Here is a 20,304-nt window from a genome sequence, read left to right on the forward strand (position 1 = left end):
CGGCGATAGTACCCCGAGACGGAACGGTTGCGTCCCGGCTCGATGGACGCCTATCCTTCAAACGGAACGGATACGTTCCGTCCTGAATGGGGGGAAGGCATGACCGACGTAGAGGTGCTCATCGTCGGAGGCGGACCGACCGGGCTGACGCTGGCTTGCGAGCTGGCCCGGCGCGGCGTCACCTTCCGAGTGATCGACAAATCTCCCGAATTCCACCGCCAGTCTCGGGGTAAGGGCATACAGCCGCGCAGCCTGGAGGTGTTCGACGATCTCGGCGTGGTCCAGGACTTCCTGGACGCGGGGACGTCCGAGATGCCGGCGCGGATCTACATGGACCGCCGGTTCATCGCGGAGCTGCACCTCCTGGCCGGGGTCCACGCGCGGCCGGATGTGCCGTACCCGACGCTCGTCCTGCTGCCGCAGTGGCGCACCGAGGAGATACTCCGCGCCCGCCTGACCGAGTGGGGCGGTCAGGTGGAGCGCGGCCTGCACCTGACCGACCTCAAGCAGTCCGACGGCGAGGTCGTCGCGCGACTCGCCACGGGTGAGGAGATCCACGCCTCCTACCTCGTCGGCTGCGACGGCGGCAGCAGCGCCGTGCGCGAGGCCGCCGGGATCGCCTTCCCCGGTCTGGTGTCGGAGACCGAGCACTACCTGCTCGGCGACGTGGAGGTGGACGGCTTGCCCCGCGACGGCTCCTATGTCTGGTACGCGGCCGATGAGTCCTCCGTGGGCCTCGCACTGCTGCCCGGTACGCGGTCGTGGCAGTTCGGCCTCACCGTACGCCCCGGTGAGGAGGGCGCCGGGGAGGAGCCCTCACTCGAGCTCTTCCAGCGCCTGTTCGAGCAGCGCACCGGCCGGACGGATGTGCGCCTGCACAACGCCACCTGGCGCTCGCGCTTCAGCTACAAGGTACGGCTCGCCGACCGCTACCGTGCCGGCCGCGTCTTCATCGCCGGAGACGCCGCCCACGTCCACCCGATCGCGGGTGGCCTCGGCATGAACACCGGCATCCAGGACGCCTACAACCTGGGCTGGAAGCTGGCCCTCGCGGTACGCGGTCAAGCCTCCGACAGCCTGCTCGACACCTACGAGCGGGAGCGCCGCCCGGTGGCCGAATCCGTGCTCAAGACCAGCGGCGCCAGTATGACCGCGCTGTTCTCCGCCAAGCCTCTGATGACCTTCCTCCGGGACCGGATCATCCTGCCGCTGATGCGCAGCCCCGCGGTAACCAAGGCGATCGTCAGCAGGACCTCCCAGCTCAACGTGAAGTACCGCGACTCCGAGCTGTCGGTCGGCGACAAGGGCAAGGTCCGTCCCGGCGATCGGGCACCCGACTCGCCGTGCCGGCACCCGGTGACCGGCGAGCAGTCGCGGCTGTTCGACCTCTTCCGCGGCCCCCACTTCACGCTGCTCCAGTTCGGCGCGATGGTGCCAGGCCTGGCCGAGCGCCTGGACGCACTCTACGGCGACGGCATTCGCGTCTACCAGCTGGAGCCAGGCCCGCCGAGCAAGCACTACGGCGCCGGCAGAGGCACCCTCGTCCTCGTCCGCCCGGACGGCTATGTGGCCGTACGAACCCGGTCAGGCGACGCGGTGGCCGACTACTTGAGGACGATCTCCGCCACGCCAAGGGTTTCAAGTCCATAAGGGAATCGTGGCGCACCAGGCCGTTCGACCTGGTGTGCCAACGGGCGACCCCTGATCGACGGCGTGGACCCCATGATGTCCGCGGGCCCCTACCTCGCGGCGACGGCGGCCCGCGGCTCGCGACGGAAACTTATCAACAATCCCATCAAGGCGTGATTTATTTAGAAATACTTCGAAATGTCTGGATTCAGATGTACAGTATCGCGATCCATCGCTAGCCTGCTGTCCGCGGGAGGAAGAGTCCAGGGTCCTTCCGCTGCGGAGATGACGTGGGTATGCGCATTCCGGAACTCACGTCACCATGCTGCCGAACTCGGTTCCCTGATCGACGATCAGGTCGACGCAGCCTCCATGTCGAGTACCATGGCGCGACTGCTCGCGGGGGCGGGGTGGTCGGCAGAGCGTGCAGGGGAAGTCAGCGCGATGGCAGATTTTAATGTGCGGGAATCGGGGCGTACCTCAGACCCAGCGATAAAATCCCCGGCTGTCACCGCAGATGTCGATCAGCTGCGCGAACTACTGGGACAGCAATATCCATCTTACTACCTTCGGATTGTCAAATCGCACCCGCGCGGCGCGCGACACCAGCTTCTCCACAAAGGAAAGATCGCTTTATACACCGCGTCATATGGGGCAGAAATTCGTACCGGGACGTCGGAGTCGTTCAACTTCTACGCGATCATGCCGTTGCGAGGGGTCGGCGAGGTGACGCTCAACGGGCGGGACGACGTCAACGCACCGATCTCCCTCATAGGTCCCCAGCAGAAGATAGACATGCGTTGGAGTCTCGATCACGAAGTGATGCTGATGCAGATTCCGTCGGAACTCCTGCAGGAAGCGCTTGAGACGTACCTGGGTGATCCTCCCAAGGAGAGACTGCGGTTCGAACCGGGGGTGGTCGCCACCGGCGCGCTCGGTCACGCGCTGAGACTGCTGTCGTCGGTCGGTACGGGCGGGACGCTGCCGTTCACGGCCTCGAAGCAGGCCGAGTATCACTTCGAGCAGTTCCTGCTGCACACCTTGCTCTCCTCCCAGCCCCACAATTACTCCTACGAACTCGGCGAGCCATCCGCCGCGTGGACTCCTGCCGCTCTTCGGCGTGCGACCCGCTATTGCGAGGATCACGCCGGCGAACCGATCAGTCTCGGCGACATCGCCGCCGCGGCCAGGGTCAGCGTCCGCACCCTGCAACTCGGCTTCCGCGAGCACCTGCAGACCACCCCGATGGCCTATCTCCGTTCCGTACGGCTGGCTCACGCCCACGCCGATCTGGTCCGTATCGCCGAGACGGGCAGCCAGACAACCGTCACGGATGTGGCCCTCCGGTGGGGATTTACCCATCTCGGCCGTTTCGCGGCCAGGTACCGGCAGACCTACGGCCGGCCGCCGTCCAGCACCCGCCAAGGACACCGGTAAGCGTGGCAGCCGCTCCACCTGAGCAGTGCGCCTGTCGATGATCACATCCGCCCAGCTCATGGGCGAGTATCTCGGTGAGCTCGAGTCGCAGGACCGAGGCGTCAGCGTGTTCCTCTACCGGCTTCGCGAGGTCCGAGAAGCCGGCGAGACGCCGATCCCTTGTCACCCTGTATTCGGCGGCGCCCAGTTCCGCGCGGCAGAAATTACGGATCGGGATGAGGATCCGATACCGATAGTCATGACCGCGGACGGGTTGGACCAGTGAGTTGTCGACCAAGGTGGCCAGAGAAAGGGCTACCTGCCCGCTCGTGACAGGGCCGTGGGCGCTGAGCTGTTCGGCCGCCTCGAGAGTGAAGCTTCCTGAGAACACGGACAACTGCCGCAGGACCAGCTTGTCCGTTTCGCTGAGGAGATCGAGACTCCAGCGGATGGTCGTACCGAGGGACTGCTGATGGGGCAGGCCGGGTGCCAAGCGTTCGCCCAATGCGCCGGGGTGTCCGAGACGCGTCCGCAAGGCCGCGATCGATATCGACCGCAGTCTGGCCGCGGCCAATTCGATGGCGAGGGGCAGCCCGTCGAGCTTGCGGCACACCTCGACCACGTCGCCGAGATCGTCCGAGAGGTCCAGCAGCGGGCAGACTTCACCCGCACGGGTGAGAAAGAGGTCCACCGCTCCGTATCCGCACAGCTCTGATTCGGGTGTTCCCGCAGAGGGCAGCGAAAGCGGGGAGACCTCCCACACCGTTTCGCCGGGGAGCCCGAGAGATCGACGCGACGTGATGATGAACCGAACTCCGTCGCATGACCGGAGCACCTCGTCGGTCCAGAACGCGATGACGCTCGCCACATGCTCCGCGTTGTCGAGCACGATCAGCAGATGTTCGCCTTGCAGCGCGGTGATGAGATCCGCTGCGCGAACATCAGGATCGTCCGACAGCCCGAGCCCTGACCGAATGGCGTCCGTCACGGCATCGAGTCGCGCGGTGCGGTCGTCCCCCGTGGCGTGCCTCGACGACAGAGAGCCGAGTTCGATGACCGCGACGCCGTCGCGATGCGCCTCCTGAGCCCTGGCGGCCACCTCGAGGGCCAATCTCGTTTTTCCCACCCCGCCTGGGCCGGTGAGCGTCACGAGCCGACGCTTTCTCACGAGTTCGGTGACCTTCCTCAGGTCGTCCGCACGCCCGATCAGGGGGCCGTCCGCGGCTCTTCGCCCTCGCCAGCGCGGCCCAGGGGATACCACGACCGGACGCTGCGTGAGAGCCTCCATGTTCGCGCGACGGAGCTCTTCGCCAGGATCGGCGCCGAGTTCCTCGCCGAGCCTGCGCCGGATCTGATCGAAGGCCATCAGCGCTTCGGCTTGCCTGCCCGCATGGTTGTACACGCGCATCAAAGCGGCGTGGAGCGGTTCATTCAAGGGGTAGTGGCGGGCCAGGCCCTCAAGACCTCTGACCAACTCGGCGCGATCATGGCGGCCGGGTGCTCGGGCCGCGACGACCATTGCCGTGATCAGTTCCTGCTCGACGGCCGCGAGATTCGCATCCGTTCTCGGAAAGGCGCTCAGGTCCTCCAGCGGAAGCCCATGGAACATGGTGAGCGCCTCCGCGGGCACTGTTTCCGATCCTTCACGCTTCGCCGTGGACAACAGGAACCGGAACCGGAGCAGGTCGAGACTGTCCTCGTCCAGGATCAGCGAATAGCCGCCGTGCACCCTCTTGAGCATGCTGTCGGCAGCGGTTCCCGAGACACGCTCCGGCTGCAGCAGGCCACGGAGCCTCTTGATGTACGTCTGAATCGTGTTGACCGCCGTCGGTGGCGGGGACTCCTCCCAGAGAAGAGCGGAGATCTCACTCGTGCTGACCCGCCCGCACGGGTTCAGTAACAGCGCCCCCAAGACCACCCGCTGCTTGGGCGACCCCAGGGCGAGTTCGCACTCCTCGCGCCACGCTCTTAGCGGACCCAGAACCTGAAAACGTACCCCCATACGACGGACCCCGTCTCAGGCGGCGGCATTCGGCGGCGCGGTGAAGACGCCAAGGGCATCAATCGTCACCAGGGTGAGAATGGTGGAGTGCATGCTGCTCCCTGCAGTTGGAAACCGGCGAGCCGGCGCTCAGACGCTTTCGGCATACAGGGCCTCCCGGAAGGTGTTCGGGCCCCGTGCGCTCGATTGCGTCGTCGCGATTAGGCATGGAGCGTAGGAGGCGGACACGACCAGCGGCTATCCACATTGCGTCGCACGATATTCGTGCTTCGGACAGCACGCTCTCTGAGCCTGAACGCTCGCGTGCGGGCCGGGGCGGCGAAGGCGTCGCTCAGCCAGGAGATCAGGGCGCCGTCGCTCTCGGGCTTTACCGGTGGATCAAGGCGGCGCCGGCCCGGGCGGAGCGGGCCGCGGCCGATCCATACACCACATCCGTGGCGCGATCACGTACAAGTCCGAATGCGCCACGAAGAAGAACTACGACCGGACGTTCCAGGACGTCACGGCGTCTGCTCTGGTCGACAAGCGCAACAAGCTGGCGGTCACGACGTCGACGGCGCTGGCCGGCGCGATCGCGTCGGTCAAGGTGAACAACAAGGAGTTCATCTCCAGCGGCGGCCACGGTGCCGCTTTCCAGTACGCCTTCCACGCCTGGCAGCGGGGTAAGGCGTCGACAGAGTGCTACAACCCCACGCAGGCCGGTACTCGCATGGACGACGCGGGTCAGCCGCCGCCCTACCACGGTCCCAGCACCAGCGCGCTCTACACCATGGCCAGGTCCGGCAGCACCATCCGCACGGCGGGGAGGCCCGCGATGTTCGTTACCCTCGCGGACACGAAACCGGGCTGGGGCGACTGCCGCAGCGCCGACCACCAGGCCAAGCGCGTCCCGTTCACCATGGGCCTGTCGCCGTACTGGCTGCAGACCTCGATCGAGCTCGCCCCCGACCACGACGCGCCCAAGCTGGAGAACGTCTTCCGCGCCGCCGCCACGATCACCTCGGACGACGAACGACACGATCACTTCGACGGTGTCCTCGTCGCCTACCTGCAGCCGGACTTCACCAAGGTCTTCTCCTACAGCCCCGCCACCGGTCGCCTGTCGCCCAAGCCCGTGGACTCCCACACGAGCAAGGACCCCATGGTCCGTTGTACCGACGACGGCGACTACTGCCTCGGCATGTACGTCAAGCCCGACGTTCTCGGCGACAAGGCCTACTACTACACGATGACCCGCCCGCCCATGGACTACAACGGCCACTTCGGTGAGAACACCATCCAGGTCACCAGCCCCAGCGGAGCCATGGACAAGGGAGACAAGGTCACCTACGAAACCTACGTGGTCGTCGGCGACAAGAGCCGCGTCGCCGACACCATGACCCAGCTCCACCGCGCCTTCAGGTAGCCGGCCCTCGGCCAGGGCTCATACCGACCCCGATGACGCCACAGCCTTCGCGCTCCGCGCCCGGTAACAGTCTCGTGGACAGCACGGGCACGCCCATCGTGCTGTCCAGGCTTCCTTCGCCGTTCAGCGCAGCCGCCACAGTGCGCCATGCGAGCCGGTCAGCTCCCCTTGAGCGCCGGTTGCCCGGCGATCCGGCGCGAGGGAGGTACGGTCACCCGGCACATCTTGCCGGAACCGGAGCCGGCGAAGAGCCGATCCGACAACGGGGCGATGTCGGCAAGCCAGGACATCCGCCGGTCATGCTCGGGGGCCCGGCACCTCGTCCGTGTCCGCCCGCGCCCGCGCGAGCGCTGTGGCTCCCACCAGGACCTCCAGCTGCGCCGGATTGTAGATCGCGTGCATGGTCTCGACCATGGTGACAGCGGTCGATATCGGCGTCCGCCTCAGATGCGTTTCCGGTGCGGCTATCCAGGGGTAGTTCGCGAGAGCTTTCGTGATCGTCTCCGCGAACTCCTCGACGAGGCGAGCGCGCGTCGCCTCGTCGGCGTCCGCGGGCAGCGACTCGAACTCCACCGTCGCGGCGTCTGCGTCGACGTCGAGCATCTCGCTGACGTCATTCATCACCTCGGGCTGGTACAGCTGCGAGTAGATGAGCGTCAGGGATCGCTCGGAAGGAGACAACCGCGGCGCGACTCTCGCGAACCCCGTCGCCACCTCCGTGATCGAGCCATGCTGGAGCATGTCGGCGATCTCAGCGCGCGCCCGCTGGCTGCGTTCGATCGTCTCGATGAGGTTCGCGTCGATGGCCGCCAGCACCTCTGGCGAGGTCCCGACGCCGGAGTCCAGACGCTCGATCTCCGCGATCGGGACGCCGATGTCGCGGAGCCGGCGGATCTGCAGCAGACGGATGAGGTGGGGGACGCCGTACTGCTTGTAGCCGTTCATCCGTCGGTCGGGCACCTCGAGCAGGCCGCGCTCGTGGTAGTGCCGGACGGTGTTGACGGTCGTGCCCGCCAGGTCAGCGAGCTCGCGGGTGCTCCACGCCATGGTCCTACCTCCGCTCGCATCCTAGGCCAGGAATTTCGTCCCGGACGATGCGGGAACATCCTGCGAGATCTCTGGTGGGACTAGCCGCGGCCGGCGGCATTCGCGGCGGTCGATGCGCTCAGGGCGCCGCTGAGGACGGCGATCGTCGCCCGGGTGACGGCCGCTCCCACGGCCGCCGCGCCCCAGTCGCCGCTCTCGAGCTCCTTCGCGCGGTGGATGACCGACGATGTCCATGGGATCTCGGGATCGAACTGGTGCAGGTTGGCACTCGCGGAGAGCAGCGCCGTGATCGCAGCGGTCCTGGCGTCGGGCTCGTTCCCGTCGACGAGCGTCGCGCGCACGCGGGTGAGGAGCTCCGCGCGCCGCGTGCTGCCGAGCTCGAGGGACTCCGATGGGATGAAGCCGAGCACTTTCTTGCGCGTGCGTCGCAGATGTCCGTCGTCGATGAGCTTGTTGAGCACCTTGCCGCGCAGTTCCGGACCGATCGCCGCGATCACCGTCCGCATACCGCGCGGCTTCGTGGCGAGGTAGTCCCACGCAGGGCGCAGGATGTCTTCGTGCGGGGCGTCGCCCCGTGCGGCGACGCGGCGGACGAGCCGGCCTGCCTCCTGCACCTCGGTGAGGTCGCGGAGTGCCAGATCGGCGACGACGGCACCGCCCAGCACGTAAAAGAGGAAGTTCTCGCCCGCGATCGCGCCGGAGGACGGCTGGAAGAGCAGCAGCAGCACGTCCTCGACGAGCAGCGGCTCGTCGATGGACCGCTCGAGCGGCGCACCGTCCGCGCGATCGACCGGTACCTGGTTCTCGTCACTCATCGTGCCCCTCTCCCCACCGGACGAGCCCTGCGCTCCTGGTTCCCCCCATTGAGAACCATGTTCCCGGAACAGGGTCGAATGCGGGGCCTCGCGGTGGCGGCCCGAGCCGGGGCGACTCGGGCCGCGCGCGCTCAGCACCGGGTCATCACGGGGTGCCCGAGGAGGGCTGCGGAGCCGGCGTCTCGCTCAGTGTGCCCGTCTCGGCCAGGATGGTCGGGTCGGTGAACCGAGGGACGTCGGTGGCGTGCCCGGCGTTCTCGTCCAGTGGCGTCCACGACTCGTACGTGAATCGCTCCAAGGGCAGAGGTTTGCCCGCGGCGACGATCGTCCATGCGGGCCGCTCGCCGCCGAGGAGGAAGTCGATCACCGGTCGGTCTACTTCTTCCGTGCCGTAGGGGAACACCCCATGGATACTCTCGTTGTCGACCGCGATCAGGCTCGTGTTCGGCAGCCCTGTGCCGGCCGCCCAGCCCTGCTCGAACGGTGTCATCGAGTCGAGCTCGCTCTGCAGGACGATGGTCTCGGGAAAGCTGTCGTCCAAGGCCGGCATCTTCGAATCCGTCGGCCAGAACGCGCACGTCGGCGTGACCAGCAGCCCGAGCTGCTTCGACAGCGGCGCGACGGCTGCCGTGCGCTCGTTGAACTCTTCCCAGTGGTCGAGGCCCTGCGTCCACTGACCGTCTGTGCACGCGGTGAACTCGATCACGTAGTCGTGCGTACCGCGAACCGTCTCGCCCGGTTCGCCGGCCGGAGGTTCGGCCAGCTGCGCGAGGCGCTCGTGCGCCGCGGCCCGCAGCCCGTCGGGCAGGTCCGTCCGATCGATGATGCGAGCAGCCGACTCTACGGGGATCACCGGGTCCGCCGGCGTCTCGCCCTCGGCGATGATGTTCGACACGAGGCTCCCGGCCATCGGGTACGCGACAGGGTTCGAGAAGGCGACCGGGCCATTCACCGAGTTCCAGGCATAGAGCGCCGCCAGCGACTGCTCGGGGGTGCTCGTGGCCGCGAAGTACCGCTTCCAGATGGTTTCCGGGTCGGTGCCGAGCCCGACGGTCGCGTCGTTGCGGGCGATCCAGTTCATCAGGTGCAGGCGGAACTGGCGATCGCGGCCCTCGTGGGCGGCGTTGTAGAGCGTCTGGATCGATTCCTGCGTCGAGTCCGTCGCCGAGTCGAGCACCATGCGCTCGATGTTGTCGGAGAAGAGGCCGCCGAACCATGTCCCTAGCCAGGTGCCGTAGGAGTAGCCCACGTAGGTCACCGACTCAAGCCTGAGAAGGTGGCGGATGAAGTCCATGTCGTAGGCGGCCTGCTCGGTCGTCATGGTCGCCACGTCGGCATCCTGCGAGCAGGCTTCGCCGATCGCCTGCGCCTGCGCCGATCGCCCGTCGGCCGGGTCGTACTCGTACGCGCATTCCGCGTGGCTCGACTGACCGAGGCCACGCTGGTCGAAGCTGACGTAGTTCGTGGTCGGACGGAGTTCTGGCGTGTACATCTGGACAGTGGTGCTGTAGGACAGCCCGGATGCGTACGGTCCGCCGGGGTGCGTGATGATCGTCGTGCGGTAGTCAGGGTCGGCGGGATCGATGTTTCGCGCCTGAGAGATCCGGACATCCCAGGTGACCTCCGGGTCGGGGTCGTGCCAGTCCCGCGGGACCTGGATGGTGGCGCACTCGACGTTGGACAGGTCCGCACCCGGCAAGGGCGGGCCGTCATCGTGGAACACGCAGGCCTCCCAGGCCGGCTCCTGGTCCGCAAGCGGGCCGGCGAGTACGGCGACATCCGGTGTCTGCCTCACTTCACCGTCGCCGCCGCTCCGGAACGCGACCGTTCCCGCCACCAGAATGGCGGCTACTCCGGCAGCCGCGACCCCCGCTATCAGCGGCTTGAGTCTCCGGCGTCGCCTGGTCTCCGCCTGGGCGGAGCTGTCATGGGGCATGAGTGGTCTCCTCATCGGTCGCAAACTACGGATCGCCGCATGCGTCGAGCGGTGGCCGAGCGCCGCTCGACCGCCGTGCCACCGAGTCCAACGTGTGTTCCGAGGACAGGGTCAAGCGCCGGCGTCCGCCTCTCGGGCGGCGTGCGGCGCCGATGACCCTCGCGCGACGCGGGTCTGGGTCGACTCCTAGTCCGCGAGCCGTTCGAAGACGAGCTGGGTGCGGTGGACGGCGCGCACGCCGTACACCTGGGAGATCAGTTCGGGGGTGAGGACGTGGTCGGGCGGGCCACCGGCGACGATGCGGCCGGCGTCCATGACGTAGAGGCGGTCGCAGAAGGCGGCGGCCTGGTTGAGGTCGTGCAGGACGGCCAGGGTGGCGATGCCGAGCTCGCGCACCAGGTGCAGCAGTTCGAGCTGGTGGCGGACGTCCAGGTGGGAGGTGGGCTCGTCGAGCAGGAGCAGGCGGGTCTGCTGGGCGAGGGCGCGGGCGAGCAGGACGCGTTGTTTCTCGCCGCCGGACAGGGTGGCGAAGATCCTTTCGGTGCGGTCGGCCAGGCCGACCCGCTCCAGCGCGCCGACGCACAGCTTCTCGTCGGCGGAGGTGTCCGTCTTGTACGGAGTACGGCCCATCCGTACGATCTCGGACACGGTGAAGTCCAGGTCGGCGGGGGTTTCCTGGGCGACGACGGCGGTGCGCCGGGCGGCCTCGCGGGCGGGCATCCGGTGCACGTCGTCGCCGTCCACCGCGATGAGCCCGGCGGACGGGCGCAGCGCCCGGTAGATGCTGCGCAGCAGCGTGGACTTGCCGCAGCCGTTCGGCCCGACTAGGCCGACGACCTCGCCGTCGTCCACCAGCAGGCCGGCCTCGTGCACGATCCGGTGGCCGTCCAGCTTGACGGACACGCCTCGCAGGTCGAGCGTCACTGGACGCTCACCGCCCGGTCCACCGAACGGCGGCGCAGCAGCCAGAGGAAGAACGGCACGCCGAACAGGGCGGTGACGATGCTGAGCGCCAGCTCCTGCGGGGCGTTGACGGTGCGCGCGGCGATGTCCACCAGTTGCAGGAAGACGGCGCCGAGCAGGGCGGTGACGGGCAGCACCCGGCGATGGTCGGCGCCGACGAGCAACCGGGCGGCGTGCGGCACGATCAGGCCGACGAACGCGATCGCGCCGCTGGTGGCCACCAGCACGCCGACCAGCAGCGAGGTCAGCACGAACAAGGTCAGGCGGAAGCGGTTGACGTTCACGCCGAGCGAGACGGCCGTCTCCTCCCCGGCGGCGATCGCGTTCAGCGGCCGGTGCTGCAGCAGCAGGTACGTCACCCCGGCGGCGAGGACGACGGCCGGCAGCGGCAGCAGGTGCCAGCGGGCCCCGCCGAGGCTGCCCATGAGCCAGAACAGCACCTGCTGGGCGGCCCGCCCGCTCTGCGCCGCCTGGAGGACGAAGCTGTAGGCGGCCTGGAACAGGTACGCCAGCGCCACCCCGGCCAGCACGAGCCGCGAGGGGGTGAGCCGCCCGGACCGCTGCGCCAGCGCGTACACCAGGGCGAGCGCGAGCAGCGACCCGGCGAAGGCGGCGGCCGACATCGACAGCCCGCCGAGCGCCGAGACGCCCAGGATGAACACCGTCACCGCCCCGAACGAGGCTCCGGAGGAGATGCCGAGCAGGAACGGGTCGGCCAGCGGATTGCGTACCAGCGCCTGGAGCACCGCCCCGACCACCGCCAGCCCGGCCCCGACGAGCAACGCGAGCAGCGCGCGTGGCAGCCGGAACTCCCACACGATCTGCTCCTGCACCGGCGTCCAGGTGCGCGGCACCAGGCCGGGCACGATGCCGTCGGCGACGATGCCCCATGCCTGGGGCAGGGCGACGGGCACCGCGCCGATGCTCACCGCCAGCCAGGTCGAGGCGACCATGGCCACGACCAGCACCACGACGAGCATCCCGAACCGGCCGCGCCGGTTCACCGTCGACGTGGTCGTCACGTCCTGCTGAATTTCACTGGTCATCGCGTGAAGGCGTCCGGGTGCAGGAATGCGGCGATGTCCGTGATGGCCAGGATGTTGCGGTAGCCGGGGTGCTGGGCCGCCACGGGCAGGGCCAGGTAGCGCTTCTCCTTGGCGGCCGGGCTGTTCTTCGCGATGGCGAACGCCTCTTCGGCCTTGGCCGGCGAGCTCGGCATGTCCTCACCGCGCAGCGTCGCGTAGTCGCTGACCAGAACCGCCTCGGGCTGGGCGGCGCTGACCTCCTCGACGCTGACCTCGGTGTAGTCGCCCTTGACGTCGGCCAGCACGTTCACGCCGCCCGCTGCCGTGATCATCTGGTTGGTGACGCCCGAACCGCCGTAGGCGTTGACCGGGCCCTTGCCGCCGTCCGTGGCCAGGACCTTGACCGGGGTACGGCCCTCGACCCGCTTCTTGGCGTCGGCCAGGCTGCCCTGCAACGCGCCGACCAGCTTCTCGGCGCGCTCGGAGACGCCGAAGATCTTGCCAAGATTCCGCAGGTCGGTGAAGGTCTTGTCCAGGGTGTACTGGAGCGTCTCCTCGGGGCTGCACCAGCCGCCCAGGATGTAGACCGGAGAGCCGGCCGCGTCCAGCTCCGCCACGCCGGCGTACCCGCCGGCGGTGTCGAAGCCGGCCATCGCGTTGTCCAGGACGAAGTCCGCGCCCTGGGCGAGCATGACCTCCTTCTGCGGCAGCATGATCGTCTCGGAGATCTGCGGGATCTTGTCGTACTGCTCCTTCTGCCCCGGTAGGAACGCGCTCTCGCCGAAGAAGGTGCGTCCCGCGATCCGATCGCTCAGGCCGAGGGCGAGCAGCGTCTCCAGGGACGGGTGGTAACCGGTCACGACCTTGGACGGCGGCCTGTCGAAGGTGAGCTCGCGCCCGCAGTTCTCGACGGTGACGGGGAAACCGGTCTGCGGCGCGGACGCCGTCTGCGTGCCCTCCTGGGTGGCGGGGGCTTGTGAGCAGGCGGTCAGCGTCAGGGCCGACGTCAGGACGAGCAGCTTCTTCGTGATGGTCGAGGAGGTACGGGGCGGGCGGCTCATGCGGTGAGTCTCCGAGGGTGAGCGGTCGAATGATCGTGAAGCGGAAACACCACATTCTGCTCATATCTCGCAAATGCAAGCAAGTTGCATTTGCTGGCCGCACATCAGACCGAAACTGGTCAGAATGCGTCCGGATGCAGGGAGCGGGCTATGTCGACCCACGCCGCGAGCCTGCCGATGATGCGGGGCAGTGGCGCCGGCAGGGCGACCTCTCAGAGCTCTACTGGTTGCTGTCCTTACCGGTGAGCGGCTGCTTCAGCATGATCAATCTGACCCTGTCCTCGGTGGTCAGCAGCGCCGCCACGCGCCAACCCCTGCGGCGGTACAGCCCGAGCGCCGCGCCCGCGCGCGGATGCGTGGTCAGCCACCATGGCACTCCCGGGGCAGCCGACAGCAACGCGTCGTGCAGACGTGCCCCGAGCCCATGTCCCCGCATCGAGGGCAGGACCGCCAGTTCTCGGAGGGTGAGGTCCTCTCGCGGCAGTCGGGAGGCCAGCAGGGCGAGTCTGGAGCAGCGCACACCATAGGCGAACCCATGCACCTGATCACCGTGAAACGCCGCGGCGAACGTGAATCCCCGCCGGCGCGTGTCGGCGGCGAGCCGTTCGGCGACGGCGCCGGCCGACTCCCTCGGCTCGGCCCAGGGCGGAAGGGTGAAGACCTGTCGCGCCACCTCCGTCACGGTGTCCAGCAGGCCGTTCACTTCGCTCGCCGGGATGAGCCGGATCTCGGAGAGAGCGGCGCCCGCCTGGCCCTGCGGACCAAGCTGTGGCCGGGCGGGCGTCGCCGGCATGGTGGCTAGGCGCCGCGGGCGGCGTCGTAGCGGGCGATGACGTCGTTCCAGTTGATCAGGCCCCAGAGCTTCTCGACGTAGTCCGGGCGCACGTTGCGGTACTGCAGGTAGTAGGCGTGCTCCCAGGCGTCGAAGACGAGGAGAGGGGCGGTGTTCATGCCGACGTTGCCGTGGTGGTCGTAGACCTGCTCGACCACCAGGCGGCGGCCGAGCGGCTCCCACGCGAGCACGCCCCAGCCCGAGCCCTGCACGGTGGCGGTGGCGGTGGTGAGCTGCTTCTTGAAGGCGTCGAAGGAGCCGAAGTGCTCGGTGATGGCGTCGCCCAGCTCGCCGTCGGGGCGGTCTCCGCCGTCGGGGGAGAGGTTCTGCCAGAAGATCGTGTGCAGGACGTGCCCGGACAGGTTGAACGCGTAGGTCTTCTCCAGCCCGACCAGGCCGCCGAACTCGCCCTTGTCGCGTGCCTCGGCCAGGCGGTCAAGGGTGTCGTTGGCGCCCTTGACGTAGGCGGCGTGGTGCTTGGCGTGGTGCAGCTCCAGGATCTCACCGGTGATCGCCGGCTCCAGCGCCGCGTAGTCGTACGGCATGTCCGGGAGGGTGTACTGCCCCATGAGCTATCTCCTCGAAATCTCGTACTTGCATATGCCTCGCAATAACCTTAATGCCGCAACTAGCTCGTGTCTCGGGTGGCATGCCGACAGCGATGGCGACATTCGCTCAGTGCTTGAATCCACCGCCGTCACCCTCGCCTTCGGCCGCCACCAGGTCCTGGACGGCGTAACCCTGACTGTCATGCCCGGGGAGACGCCCGGCCCGGCCTGGCCGGGCCGAGCGGGTGCGGCACATCCACCCTGGCGTGCGTGCTCCCCCTGCTGCTGCGGCCATCTGGCGGCACGGTCAGCCTCGACGGTCAGCCGATCACGCGCTGGCGGCACCGCGCCCGGCAGCGCACCTCGATCGACCTGATCTTCCAGCAGCCCGCACGAGGTGTCCGACGGCCAGCTCCAGCGCGCCTGCGTGGCCCGTGCCCTGGCACTCGAACCCCGCTACCTCATCTGCGACGAGATGAACGTCCGCGCCTGGTGGCACCGGCCCGCCCGCAGGCGATTCAACGATCGGCGCGAGGAGCCCGGCGCAGCAGGTAGGTGTCCATGATCCACCCCTTGCGGGCGCGCGCTTCGGCGCGGAGCTCGCGGATGCGGTCGCCGACCTCGGCGACCTCCCCGGAGACCAGGATCTCGTCAGGGGTGCCCAGGTAGGCGCCCCAGTAGATGTGGAAGTCGTCCAGGCCGGCGAAGGAGCAGTGGGCGTCCAGCATGACGACCACGTCGTCGGCGGTGGCGCCCTCCTCGGCCAGACGGCGCCCCGTGGTGAGGTGAACGGGCCGCCCGACCTGGGTGAGGCTGGTGCGGTGGCGGGCGGTCAGTGCGGCCACGCTGCTGATGCCGGGGATCACCTCGTACGCGAACGTGACGTTGCCGCGCTGGAGGATCTCTTCGACGATGGCCAGCGTGCTGTCGTACACGCCCGGATCTCCCCAGACCAGGAACGCCCCGGTCTCGCCGTCGGCCAGTTCCTCGCTGATGAGCGCTTCGCAGGCCAGCGCTCTGCGCGAGCGCCAGTCCTCGACGGCGGCGGTGTAGGTGGAGGCGTTCCGGTCGCGTTCCGGGTCGCGGGCCTCGGCGATCCGGTAGGGCGGGCGGCCGTGTTCGGCGATCAGGTCCTGCCGGAGCCGCACCAGCTCATCTTTCACCTCGCCCTTGTCGACGAGGAAGAACACGTCCGTACGGGCGATGGCCTTGGCCGCCTGGAGGGTGAGATGGTCGGGATCGCCCGCGCCGATGCCGATGACGAGTAGCCGCTTCACCCGTAAGAGTGTGCCAGAGCAGGAGATATACGATATCCCTCGCACACCACCCGAGGAGGACCGTGGATCTGGCCGAGCAGGTGGCCGACGCCGAGCGCCGCTACGCCGCCCGCTACAGGCCGCCGCGTCCGAATCCGTCCAGGGTGGTCGTGGAGATCCGGGTGACGAACGTGCTGGGCAACGTGTGATCACCGTCGTCGGCATCGGGGCGGACGGCTGGGACGGGCTGCCCGCCGAGTCGCGCCGTGCGCTGGAGACGGCGGAGGTCCTCATGGGCGGCATCCGGCAGCTCGGCCTCGTGCCGGCCTCCGCCGCCGAACGGGTCGCCTGGCCGGCGCCGCTGCTCCCGGCGCTGCCCGCGCTGGTGGAGAAGTACGCCGGTCGCGATGTGTGTGTGCTGGCCAGCGGCGATCCGATGTTCTACGGCATCGGCTCCACCCTGGTGCGGCTGCTGGGCGCCTCGCGGGTCAGGGTGCTGCCGCACCTGTCGTCGCTGTCGCTGGCGTGCGCCCGGCTCGGCTGGCCGGTCGAGCAGGTGGAGGTGGTGAGCCTCGTGGGCCGCCCGCCGGCGGCTTTGAACGCGGCTCTGCTGCCGGGACGGCGGATCGTCGTGCTCGGCGCGGGGCGCGACTCGCCGTCCCTGGTGGCGGGGCTGCTGGTCGGGCGAGGGTACGGCCCCAGCCCGATGACGGTGCTGTCGGACCTGGGCGCGGCGTCGGAGTCGGAGCTGCGGGGCACGGCGGACGCGTGGGCGGTGTCCGCGCTCTCATCCCTGAACGTGATCGCGATCGAGTGCGTCGCCGAGCCGGGCACCGAGCCGCTGGCCCGCGTCCCCGGCCTTCCTGACACGGCCTTCGAGCACGACGGCCAGCTCACCAAGCGCGAAGTCCGCGCCGTCAGCTTGTCGCGGCTGGCACCGGTGCCCGGCGAACTGCTGTGGGACGTCGGCGCGGGGGCGGGCAGCATCGCCATCGAATGGATGCGCGGCCACTCGGCGTGCGCGGCCGTCGCGGTCGAGAGCCGAGCCGATCGGGCCGCCGCGATCCGGCGCAACGCCGATGCCCTCGGAGTGCCGTCGCTGTGGGTCGTCGAGGGCGAGGCACCCGCCGCCCTGGACGGGCTTCCCGCACCGGACGCCGTGTTCGTCGGCGGCGGCGCGACAGGATCCGGACTGCTGGAGAAGTGCTGGGCGGCGCTGCGGCCCGGCGGCAGGCTCGTGGTCAACGCCGTCACCCTGGAGTCCGAGGCCGTCGTGGCCGGATGGTACGCCAGGCTCGGCGGCGATCTGGTGCGCCTGGCCGTTCAGCGTGCCTCCCCCGTCGGCTCGTTCACAGGATGGCGGGCCGCGATGCCGGTGACCGTCTGGTCGGTCACCAGGAAGGACCAGCCGTGACCGTCTACTTCATCGGAGCGGGCCCCGGCGCGGCCGACCTGATCACGCTGCGCGGGCTGCGGCGGCTGGAGTCCTCGCCGGTGTGCCTGTACGCGGGCTCGCTGGTGCCCCGTGAGCTGCTGGCCTCCTGCCCCGCGGGCGCCAGGCTGGTGGACACGGCGAACCTGACGCTCGACGAGATCGTCGCGGAGCTGGCCGCCGCCCACGACCAGGGCCTGGACGTGGCGCGGCTGCACTCGGGCGACCCGTCGGTGTTCAGCGCGGTGGCCGAGCAGATGCGCCGGCTGGACGCGCTCGGGATGCCGTACGAGGTGGTTCCCGGGGTGCCGGCGTTCGCGGCGGCGGCGGCCTCGCTCGGCAGGGAGCTGACCGTGCCCGGCGTCGGCCAGACGATCATCCTGACCCGCACCTCGGCGCGGGCCACGCCGATGCCCGAGGGCGAGGATCTGGCGACGCTCGGCGCCGGTGGCGCGACGATGGTGCTGCACCTGGCCGTTCAGCGGATCGACGCGGTGGTGGCCGAACTGCTGCCCTCCTACGGCCCCGGCTGCCCGGTCGCGGTGGTCGCGCGGGCCAGCAGGGCCGATGAGGTGATCCTGCGCGGGACCTTGGCGGACATCGCCGGTCAGGTCCACGAGGCCGGCATCCGGCGCACGGCGGTGATTGTCGTCGGGCGGGTGCTTTCGGCGACGCAGTTCCCCGACAGCCACCTCTACAGCGCGGAACGGGCACGGCCGTGCGCCGGGTCCTGATCCTGGGCGGCACCGCCGAGGCGCGGGCCCTGGCGGCTGAGCTGGCCGGCGAGCTGGCCGGAGGGGGCACGCATGTGGTGTCGTCACTGGCCGGGCGGGTGACCAATCCCCGCCTGCCGGTGGGTGAGGTGCGGGAAGGCGGGTTCGGCGGGCCGGACGGGCTGGCCGCCTGGCTGACCGCCGAGCGGATCGACGCCGTGGTGGACGCCACGCACCCGTTCGCGGCCCGGATGACGGCCTCCGCGGCCGAGGCTTCGGCACGGACCGGCGTGCCACTTCTCATCCTGCGCAGACCGGGCTGGCGGGAGAGCCCGGACGACGCCTGGCGGCGCGTTGCCTCCCTGGAGGAGGCGGCCGCCCGGCTGGCCGACCTGCCTGTGGAGCGGGTGTTCCTCACGACCGGCCGCCGGAGCCTGCCGGTCTTCACCGGACTGTCCGGAGTGTGGCTGCTGGCCAGGTCGGTCGACCCGCCCGACGCGCCCGTCCCCGCCAACGTGCAGGTGCTGCTCGACCGCGGCCCGTACACGGTCGAGGGAGAGCGGTCCCTCATCCTGGAGCATCGGCTGGACGTGCTGGTCACCAAGGACAGCGGCGGTGAGATGACGGTCGCCAAGCTCGTGGCGGCGCGCGAGCTGGGGCTGCCGGTGATCATGGTGGACCGGCCGCCACCGCCGCCGGGCGTCCGGGCGGTGGACTCCGTGGCCGTGGCGGCCGCCTGGGCTCAGGGGTAGCGCCGGGGTGTGTAGACGACGCCCCGGTCCGTGACCCGGGTCGTCGAGGAGCCGATGATCAGCAGACAGCGCATGTCGACCTGGGAGGGATCGAACGCGCCGAGCGTGGTGACGGTGACGCTCTCCTCCTCGCCGCCGACGTTGCGGCCGATCACCACGGGAGTGGCGGCGTCGCGGTGCTCCAGCAGCAGGTCACGGGCCGCGCCGAGCTGCCAGGTACGGCTGCGCGAGGCCGGGTTGTAGATCGCCAGCACCAGATCCGCCCGTGCGGCGGCCGACAGCCGGTCGGCCACCACCTCCCACGGCTTGAGCAGGTCGGACAGCGACAGCACGCAGTAGTCGTGGCCCAGGGGAGCGCCGACCCGGCTGGCCACCGCCTGTGCGGCGGTCAGACCGGGGACGACCCGCACCGGCACATCGGGGAAGTCGGCCGCCGCTTCGAGGACCGCGCTGGCCATGGCGAACACGCCGGGGTCACCGGAGGACACCACGGCCACCCGCGCCCCCTCGCGGGCCAGCTCGAACGCGTGCCTGGCCCGCTCGGCCTCGACCCGGTTGTCGGTACGGTGGCGGCGCTGGCGCGGGTTCGGCGCCACCCGGTCCACGTACGGGCCGTAGCCGACCAGGTCCGTCGCCGCGGCCAGCGCCTCCTGCGCCTCCGGAGTGAGCCACGGCCGCCCGGCCGGGCCGAGGCCGACCACGCTCACCTCGCCCCGTCCCTCGGTCGCCGCCGGCTCGGCAACGAAGGTCCGCTCGGCCGGGCTGGCCAGCAGAGCCAGCGAGAAGTACGGCACGCCGTCCGCGTCGACGTCCTTGAGCGGTGCGACCCGCTCGGCGCCCATGGTGGCGCGCTCGACGTACCAGGCGTCGTCGAGACGCCCGGCCTCGGCCAGGGCGTCGCGGACCTTCGTGAAGGTCCTGCCCAGCTTGAGCACCGCGGCGGAGTCGGTGCCGCGCAGCCGCTCGGCCAGTTCACCGGCGGGCAGTGTGCCGGGCAGCACGGTGAGCACCTCGTCCCGCTCCACCAGGGGCCGGCCGAGCACGGCGGAGGCGGCGCTGACGGAGGTGACCCCGGGCACCACCTCCGTGGGGTAGCGGTGGGCGAGCCGCTTGTGCATGTGCATGTAGGAGCCGTAGAACAGCGGGTCGCCCTCCGCCAGCACGACCACGGTGCGGCCGGCCTCCAGGTGCGCGGCCAGCCGTTCGGCGCAGTCGGCGTAGAAGTCGTCGAGCGCGCCCTGGTAGCCGCCAGGATGGTCGGTCGTCTCCGTGGTCAGCGGGTAGAGCAGGAGCTCCTCGACCTGCCCTTCTTTCATGTACGGCAGTGCGATCGAGCGGGCGATGCTACGTCCGTGCCGGGCCGCGTGATAGGCGATCACGTCCGCCTCGCCGATCAGCCTGGCGGTCTTGACCGTGACCAGTTCCGGATCGCCGGGGCCGAGACCGACCCCGTACAGCCGTCCTGTCATCGT

Annotated in this window: 19 protein-coding genes and 1 pseudogene; 8 read left to right on the forward strand and 12 right to left on the reverse strand. The window is 69.5% G+C overall.

Translation table 11 applies throughout. The features are described from left to right. Window positions 1-99: 99 nt before the first annotated feature. Both IEY87_RS18060 and IEY87_RS18065 read left to right on the forward strand, forming a co-directional pair. On the forward strand, window positions 100-1,650 hold the full coding sequence (locus IEY87_RS18060; protein ID WP_189139824.1) for an FAD-dependent monooxygenase: 1,551 nt from the start codon (window positions 100-102) through the stop codon (window positions 1,648-1,650). Window positions 1,651-2,013: 363 nt separating this feature from the next. Next, on the forward strand, window positions 2,014-3,066 hold the full coding sequence (locus IEY87_RS18065; protein WP_189139825.1) for an AraC family transcriptional regulator: 1,053 nt from the start codon (window positions 2,014-2,016) through the stop codon (window positions 3,064-3,066). Here IEY87_RS18065 and IEY87_RS18070 read toward each other — a convergent pair. Continuing rightward, window positions 2,984-5,047 (reverse strand): AfsR/SARP family transcriptional regulator, encoded by a 2,064-nt coding sequence (locus IEY87_RS18070; protein WP_189139826.1) that lies wholly within the window; start codon window positions 5,045-5,047, stop codon window positions 2,984-2,986. The two genes, IEY87_RS18065 and IEY87_RS18070, sit on opposite strands and share 83 nt — an antisense overlap. A 373-nt stretch (window positions 5,048-5,420) precedes the next feature. Between IEY87_RS18070 and IEY87_RS18075 the strand changes: the two genes are divergently transcribed. Continuing rightward, window positions 5,421-6,452: a hypothetical protein gene (locus IEY87_RS18075; protein ID WP_189139827.1), complete on the forward strand. Its 1,032-nt coding sequence runs from the start codon at window positions 5,421-5,423 to the stop codon at window positions 6,450-6,452. A 158-nt stretch (window positions 6,453-6,610) separates the two neighbouring features. On the opposite strand, the gene IEY87_RS46695 is transcribed toward IEY87_RS18075, so the two are convergent. The 9 genes from IEY87_RS46695 to IEY87_RS18115 all read right to left on the reverse strand — a co-directional run bounded on the left by IEY87_RS46695 (window position 6,611) and on the right by IEY87_RS18115 (window position 14,700). After that, window positions 6,611-6,742, reverse strand: coding sequence for a hypothetical protein (locus IEY87_RS46695; protein WP_263651551.1), 132 nt, complete (start codon window positions 6,740-6,742; stop codon window positions 6,611-6,613). A 7-nt stretch (window positions 6,743-6,749) separates the two neighbouring features. Further along, complete coding sequence (locus IEY87_RS18080; protein ID WP_189139828.1) at window positions 6,750-7,499, reverse strand: MerR family transcriptional regulator; 750 nt, start codon at window positions 7,497-7,499, stop codon at window positions 6,750-6,752. Between the two features lie 80 nt (window positions 7,500-7,579). Next, complete coding sequence (locus tag IEY87_RS18085) at window positions 7,580-8,314, reverse strand: GOLPH3/VPS74 family protein (protein ID WP_189139829.1); 735 nt, start codon at window positions 8,312-8,314, stop codon at window positions 7,580-7,582. 145 nt (window positions 8,315-8,459) lie between these two features. Beyond that, complete coding sequence (locus IEY87_RS18090; protein ID WP_189139830.1) at window positions 8,460-10,250, reverse strand: alpha/beta fold hydrolase; 1,791 nt, start codon at window positions 10,248-10,250, stop codon at window positions 8,460-8,462. 186 nt (window positions 10,251-10,436) lie between these two features. Continuing rightward, a complete protein-coding gene (locus tag IEY87_RS18095) occupies window positions 10,437-11,174 on the reverse strand; it encodes an ABC transporter ATP-binding protein (protein WP_189139831.1) in 738 nt (245 codons plus the stop codon). Beyond that, on the reverse strand, window positions 11,171-12,259 hold the full coding sequence (locus IEY87_RS18100) for a FecCD family ABC transporter permease (RefSeq protein ID WP_189139832.1): 1,089 nt from the start codon (window positions 12,257-12,259) through the stop codon (window positions 11,171-11,173). The genes IEY87_RS18095 and IEY87_RS18100 overlap by 4 nt, the downstream gene beginning before the upstream one ends. Then, the gene (locus IEY87_RS18105; RefSeq protein WP_189139833.1) at window positions 12,256-13,299 is read right to left on the reverse strand and encodes an ABC transporter substrate-binding protein; all 1,044 of its coding nucleotides are present in this window, start codon (window positions 13,297-13,299) and stop codon (window positions 12,256-12,258) included. Before IEY87_RS18105 ends, IEY87_RS18100 begins: the two co-directional genes overlap by 4 nt. A 220-nt stretch (window positions 13,300-13,519) precedes the next feature. Continuing rightward, complete coding sequence (locus tag IEY87_RS18110; RefSeq protein ID WP_189139834.1) at window positions 13,520-14,092, reverse strand: GNAT family N-acetyltransferase; 573 nt, start codon at window positions 14,090-14,092, stop codon at window positions 13,520-13,522. Between the two features lie 5 nt (window positions 14,093-14,097). After that, window positions 14,098-14,700 (reverse strand): superoxide dismutase, encoded by a 603-nt coding sequence (locus IEY87_RS18115; RefSeq protein ID WP_189139835.1) that lies wholly within the window; start codon window positions 14,698-14,700, stop codon window positions 14,098-14,100. Window positions 14,701-14,949: 249 nt separating this feature from the next. Here IEY87_RS18115 and IEY87_RS45800 point away from each other — a divergent pair. Next, a pseudogene (locus IEY87_RS45800) lies at window positions 14,950-15,244 on the forward strand (hypothetical protein). Here IEY87_RS45800 and cobF read toward each other — a convergent pair. Beyond that, entirely contained in the window at window positions 15,198-15,956 is a 759-nt protein-coding gene (cobF, locus tag IEY87_RS18125) for a precorrin-6A synthase (deacetylating) (RefSeq protein WP_189139836.1), read from the reverse strand. The pseudogene IEY87_RS45800 and the gene cobF sit on opposite strands and share 47 nt — an antisense overlap. Window positions 15,957-16,018: 62 nt before the next feature. Here cobF and IEY87_RS45805 point away from each other — a divergent pair, with 62 nt between their 5' ends. From IEY87_RS45805 to IEY87_RS18140, 4 genes are read left to right on the forward strand one after another with little or no spacing between them, the layout of a single operon-like run. Further along, on the forward strand, window positions 16,019-16,144 hold the full coding sequence (locus tag IEY87_RS45805) for a hypothetical protein (RefSeq protein WP_308112920.1): 126 nt from the start codon (window positions 16,019-16,021) through the stop codon (window positions 16,142-16,144). Beyond that, window positions 16,141-17,349, forward strand: a complete 1,209-nt coding sequence (gene cbiE / locus IEY87_RS18130; RefSeq protein ID WP_225277024.1) for a precorrin-6y C5,15-methyltransferase (decarboxylating) subunit CbiE — start codon at window positions 16,141-16,143, stop codon at window positions 17,347-17,349. The genes IEY87_RS45805 and cbiE overlap by 4 nt, the downstream gene beginning before the upstream one ends. Continuing rightward, window positions 17,346-18,101, forward strand: coding sequence for a precorrin-4 C(11)-methyltransferase (gene cobM / locus IEY87_RS18135; protein ID WP_189139838.1), 756 nt, complete (start codon window positions 17,346-17,348; stop codon window positions 18,099-18,101). The genes cbiE and cobM overlap by 4 nt, the downstream gene beginning before the upstream one ends. After that, window positions 18,086-18,832: a cobalt-precorrin-6A reductase gene (locus tag IEY87_RS18140; RefSeq protein ID WP_189139839.1), complete on the forward strand. Its 747-nt coding sequence runs from the start codon at window positions 18,086-18,088 to the stop codon at window positions 18,830-18,832. Before cobM ends, IEY87_RS18140 begins: the two co-directional genes overlap by 16 nt. On the opposite strand, the gene IEY87_RS18145 is transcribed toward IEY87_RS18140, so the two are convergent. Beyond that, complete coding sequence (locus IEY87_RS18145; RefSeq protein ID WP_189139840.1) at window positions 18,823-20,301, reverse strand: precorrin-2 C(20)-methyltransferase; 1,479 nt, start codon at window positions 20,299-20,301, stop codon at window positions 18,823-18,825. The genes IEY87_RS18140 and IEY87_RS18145 overlap by 10 nt on opposite strands. Window positions 20,302-20,304: the final 3 nt, after the last annotated feature.

It is taken from the genome of Nonomuraea glycinis, assembly GCF_014646515.1.
Lineage (GTDB): Bacteria > Actinomycetota > Actinomycetes > Streptosporangiales > Streptosporangiaceae > Nonomuraea > Nonomuraea glycinis.